Consider the following 4,776-nt stretch of genomic DNA (forward strand, 5'->3'; position numbering starts at 1 on the left):
CGACATTGGAGGGCGTCTGAGGATGCACTTCAAGCGCCAGGCAGAGCTGCTCAAGGGTTTGAAAGGCATAGGTCCAAACACGCAGGCGGTGCTCATGGGCATGCTGCCGGAGCTGGGCAAGCTGAGTCGGCGTGAGATCAGTAAGCTCGTTGGCGTTGCGCCGCTGGCACGCGACAGCGGCAAGTCGCGTGGCAAGCGCAGCATCTGGGGCGGACGTGCAGACGTGCGCTCGGCGCTGTACATGAGCACGCTCAGTTCCATGCGCCACGAGCCGGTGATCATGCAGTTCAGAGACCGTCTGCGTGCGGCAGGCAAAGCGCCCAAAGTTGTCATCGTGGCCTGCATGCGAAAGTTACTGAGCATGATCAATGCCGTGATCAAGTCTGGTCAGCCTTGGTCTGCGACTTACTCACAGGTTGGCAATGCATCTCAAAACGCTTGACTTTGAACACAGTTGCTCTCTGGCTTCGCCGGAGGGGGGCGACAGCCTCGCTGCGGGGCGGCCCTTGCTCGCTGTCTCTGGCTTGGGGCGCGCCAGTTTTGTGCGGCACGCCCTGGTCTTGCGCCCTCGCCCCTTGGGGAGAGGGTGGGGGTGAGGGAGTAGCCCGCACAGCGCAACGCTATGGATAACGAATGTCGATCAACACCATGACTTCTGATTTTTCAAACCCTTTGCTGGATGCCGCTTGCAAAGGCTTTCCCCTGACGGCCCAGCCCTGCCGGGCCAGCGAGATTGCGGCGCGGGGCTGGAATCTTTTTGCCAGTGATTTGCCGCTGCCGCTGGCGGTGCTGCGTCGCTCGGCGCTGGAGCACAACCTGGCCTGGATGCAGGATTTTGCGCAGCGCAAAAACGTGCTGCTGGCCCCGCATGGCAAGACCACCATGTCGCCCGAGCTGTTTGCCAGGCAACTCGCCCAGGGGGCCTGGGGGCTGACTTTTGCCACGGCCTACCAGGCCAGCGTGGGTGTGGCGGCCGGGGCGCGGCGCATCATCATTGCCAACCAGGTGGTTTGCGATGCCGATCTGGATGCGCTGGATGCCTTGCTGAATCGCCATGCTGATTTGCGACTGTGGTTTCTGGTCGACTCGCGGGCGCAACTGGCGCTGATAGCAGATTGGGCTGCACGCCGCAGCAGCCAGCGCGTGTTCGATGTGCTGCTGGAAATGGGCGTGCCTGGCCAGCGCACGGGCTGCCGCAGCCTGGAGCAGGCGGTGGATCTGGCACAGGCGATTGCGGCTTCGCCCGTGGCGCGGCTGGGCGGCATAGAGTGCTATGAGGGCGGCGTGGCACGCTGCGACAGCGAACATGATGCACGTGAGGTCACGGCCCTGGTGCGCCGCGTGGTGGAGGCTGCACAGGCTTGCGACGCCCAAGGCCTGTGGGCAGAAGGGGAAGCGCATGTTTTGCTCACGGCCGGTGGCTCGGCCGTGTTCGATCTGGTCGTGCCCCTGTTGCAAACCCAGAACCTGTCTCGCTCCGTGCACGGCGTGCTGCGCTCGGGCTGCTACATCACCCACGATCATGGCAACTACCAGCGTTTTTTGCAGCTGGTGGAGCAGCGCGAAGGCCTAGATGCCTCGCTGCGCCCCGCGCTCAGTGTCTGGGCCATGGTGCAGTCCGTGCCCGAGCCAGGGCTGGCGCTGCTGACCTGTGGCCGGCGCGACATTTCCTATGACCTGGAAATGCCCGTGCCCGTGGGCCTGGCAAGGCGCGGTGAGCGTGTGGCGCAGCCCGCCCCCCATGGCTGGAGCATCAGCGCCCTCAATGACCAACACGCCTATCTGCGTTTTGATGAAAAGGCTCCGCAGCAGGCCTGGCCGCTGGTGGGTGATCTGGTGGAACTGGGCATTTCCCACCCCTGCACCACGTTTGATAAATGGCGCTGGATGCCCGTGATCGAAGACGACGGTGCCGTGTGCAGCGCCATTCACACCCGGTTTTGATGCATGCCTGAATCTATGATTTCTTCTTCTGCATCTGGCCTGCTGCAACAGATGCGCGAGCGCCTGGAGCAACTGCCCGATGCCCAGCGCCGCGTGGTGCAATATGTGCTGCAAGACCCGCGCGAGGCTGTGGCTGCCACAGTGGAGCACTTGGCCCAGCAGGCCGGGGTGTCCATGCCCACCATCGTGCGCACCTGCCGCAGCTTTGGCCATGACTCGGTGCGCGAATTCATGCTGGCCCTGGCCCAGGATCTGGCCGTGTCCGGTTCCTACATCCACCGCAGCGTGCTGGCCGAGGACGCGGTGCAGGACGTGGCCAGCAAGATCGTGCATGCGGCCGTGTCCTCGCTCGCCGATCTGGGCCGGCGCATGGATGTGGACATGATCGACCGTGTGGCCACGCAGCTGGCCCAGGCCCGGCGCATCGATTGCTACTCCGTGGGTGCGGCATCGACCTTTATGGCCAACGAGCTGCAAAGCCGTTTGTTTCGCCTGGGGCGCACGGCCAACGCCATTTTCGATGCCCACCAGCAACTGGTCTCGGCCAGCACGCTGGGGCCGGGCGGTGTGGCCTTTGTGATCTCCCATGTGGGCCGCATGCCCTACACCATCGAGGCCGCGCGCTTTGCGCGTTCCCAGGGCGCCACGGTGGTGGCGCTGACCCAGCCCGGCACACCACTGGCCGAAGCGGCCGATCTGCTGCTGGCCGTGTCCGTGCCCCAGGACGCCGTGATGCGTGTGGGCACCGAGGCCTATCTGGCCCATCTGGTCATCATCGAAATTCTCACCGTGCGCCTGGCGCAAAAACTGGGGCCTGTGGCCACCCGAGGCCTGCAGCAGTTCAAGCAGCTGTTGCACAAGCATGGCTTTGACAGCGTCGGATACGAGGGGGTGCTGGACCAGGCCCCAGGTATGGAACAGGACGATTGACATGACAGCAAGCTGGTTGCGCGGAGGGCGCATTGTGGATGGCTCGGGCGAGGCCGCCTGGGCGGGTGACATCCTGCTGGCCCAGGGTCGTATCGTGGCCATGGGCGCCGCACTGAGCGATGCGCAACTGGCTCCCTGGCGCAGCGCCGGCGTGGAGGAGATAGATTGCAGCGGCATGGTAGTGGCACCGGGTTTCATCGATGTGCACACCCACGACGATGCGGCCGCCATGGATGCGCCCGATATGCTGCCCAAGCTCTCCCAGGGCGTGACCACGGTGATCGTGGGCAACTGCGGCATCTCGCTGGCCCCCGTGGTGACAGATACGCCGAAGGCGCCGCTGTCGCTGCTGGGCAAACGCCAGTTCCGCCATGCCAGCATGGCGGCCTATGCCCAGGCCGTGGATGCGGCACAGCCCGCCGTCAACGTAGCGGCGCTGATAGGCCATACGGCGCTGCGCATGCGCCATATGGCCGAGCTGGACCGTGCGGCCACGCCGGCCGAGCGCCAGGCCATGGCCGAGGAGGTGGCCGCCGCCATGGAGGCCGGTGCGCTGGGCCTGTCATCGGGCGTGTTCTACAAAGAGGCTTATGCGGCCGACCTAGACGAGCTGGTGGCCCTGGCCACGGCCGCTGCCCGCCATGGCGGTGTCTATGCCACCCATATACGCGACGAGCTGGCGCAGATACTGCCTGCGCTGCAGGAGGCGGCCCAGACCGCGCGCCAGGCCGGTTTGCCGCTGGTGCTGTCCCACCACAAATGCGCGGGCGCGGCCAACTGGGGCCGCACGCGGGAGACCCTGGGCCTGATCGATGCGCTGGGCCAGCTCCAGCCCATCAGCCTGGATGTCTATCCCTATACCGCCGGCTCCACGGTGCTGCGCAGCGATCTGGTGGACGGGGTGATCGACATCCTGATCACCGGCAGCCAGCCCCATCCCGAAATGGTGGGCCGCTACCTCAAGGACATTGCGCGGGAATGGAGTCTCAGCGAGCGCGAGGCCTGCGAGCGCCTGCAACCCGGCGGTGCTTGCTATTTCCAGATGTGTGAAGCAGATGTGGAGCGCGTGATCGCCCACCCCCAGTCCATGATTGGCTCGGATGGCCTGCCGCATGACGAGCGTCCCCATCCACGGCTGTGGGGCGCCTTTCCCCGTGTGCTGGCCTGCTACTGGCGCGAAAAAGGCGTGTTGGGCCTGGAAGAGGCCGTGCACAAGATGACGGGGCTGTCGGCCTCGCGCTTTCGCCTGGCCGAGCGCGGCCTGCTGCGCGAGGGCTTTCACGCCGATGTGCTGGTGTTCGACCCCGAGCGTGTGCGCGACCTGGCCAGCTACGAAAGCCCGCTGCAGTTCAGCCAGGGCATAGAGCGGGTGTGGGTCAACGGCCAGCTCAGCTACACGGCCCAGGGCCGGGCCACCGGCGCGCGTGCGGGGCGCTTTGTGCGCAGGATGGCCAGCCACTGAAGACAGGGCGATACGCCCTGGGTGAGCCATATGCCAGACGCATGATGCGTTGCCGAGGATGGACCTTGCGATGCCATCAATCTGCAAAACTTGACAAAGCCAACAGCACTTATCGAGAGCATTCCCTTGTAACTTCAACGACTCCGGTTTGTAACCAGGTTCAACTCCTTTCAAGGATAGATCCCCGCATGAGTCGCACCATACAAGTAGATTCTCCGGCCATGCCCAGTCTTTTGGGCCTTCCTGCATTGGAATTCAAATCCCTGCAAGGCCACGAATCTCTGGGACAGCTGTTTTGCTACACGGTCGAGCTACAGACTCCGGACAGCCCGGCACTCACCGAAACGGTCACGGCCAACCTGCCGATCAAGGATCTGGTAGGCCAGGAGTTCTCGGTACGCATAGCGCTCGATGGCAAGGGGGTCTTGGGCGCTCTGGCG

5 protein-coding genes are annotated in these 4,776 nt (G+C 64.6%); all 5 read left to right on the forward strand.

Annotated features, from left to right (window positions below; genetic code table 11):
• On the forward strand, nucleotides 1-442 hold a 442-nt coding region (locus G486_RS22685; protein WP_034388234.1), incomplete at its 5' end, for a transposase.
• A 206-nt stretch (nucleotides 443-648) separates the two neighbouring features.
• The gene (locus G486_RS0116820; RefSeq protein ID WP_156920075.1) at nucleotides 649-1,944 is read left to right on the forward strand and encodes an amino acid deaminase; all 1,296 of its coding nucleotides are present in this window, start codon (nucleotides 649-651) and stop codon (nucleotides 1,942-1,944) included.
• A gap of 15 nt (nucleotides 1,945-1,959) precedes the next feature.
• Nucleotides 1,960-2,874: a MurR/RpiR family transcriptional regulator gene (locus G486_RS22690; protein ID WP_034388231.1), complete on the forward strand. Its 915-nt coding sequence runs from the start codon at nucleotides 1,960-1,962 to the stop codon at nucleotides 2,872-2,874.
• Nucleotide 2,875: 1 nt separating this feature from the next.
• Complete coding sequence (locus G486_RS0116830) at nucleotides 2,876-4,336, forward strand: N-acyl-D-amino-acid deacylase family protein (RefSeq protein ID WP_027016581.1); 1,461 nt, start codon at nucleotides 2,876-2,878, stop codon at nucleotides 4,334-4,336.
• A 188-nt stretch (nucleotides 4,337-4,524) separates the two neighbouring features.
• On the forward strand, nucleotides 4,525-4,776 hold a 252-nt coding region (locus G486_RS0116835), incomplete at its 3' end, for a hypothetical protein (protein ID WP_211233788.1).

Source organism: Comamonas composti DSM 21721, from assembly GCF_000429845.1.
GTDB classification, from domain to species: Bacteria; Pseudomonadota; Gammaproteobacteria; order Burkholderiales; family Burkholderiaceae_C; genus Comamonas; species Comamonas composti.

Bases quoted from the DNA above. Each gene is read 5' to 3' on its own strand.
- G486_RS0116820 (WP_156920075.1), top strand. From the start codon at position 649: ATGACTTCTGATTTTTCAAACCCTTTGCTGGATGCCGCTTGCAAAGGC.
- G486_RS22690 (WP_034388231.1), top strand. From the start codon at position 1,960: ATGATTTCTTCTTCTGCATCTGGCCTGCTGCAACAGATGCGCGAGCGC.
- G486_RS0116830 (WP_027016581.1), top strand. From the start codon at position 2,876: ATGACAGCAAGCTGGTTGCGCGGAGGGCGCATTGTGGATGGCTCGGGC.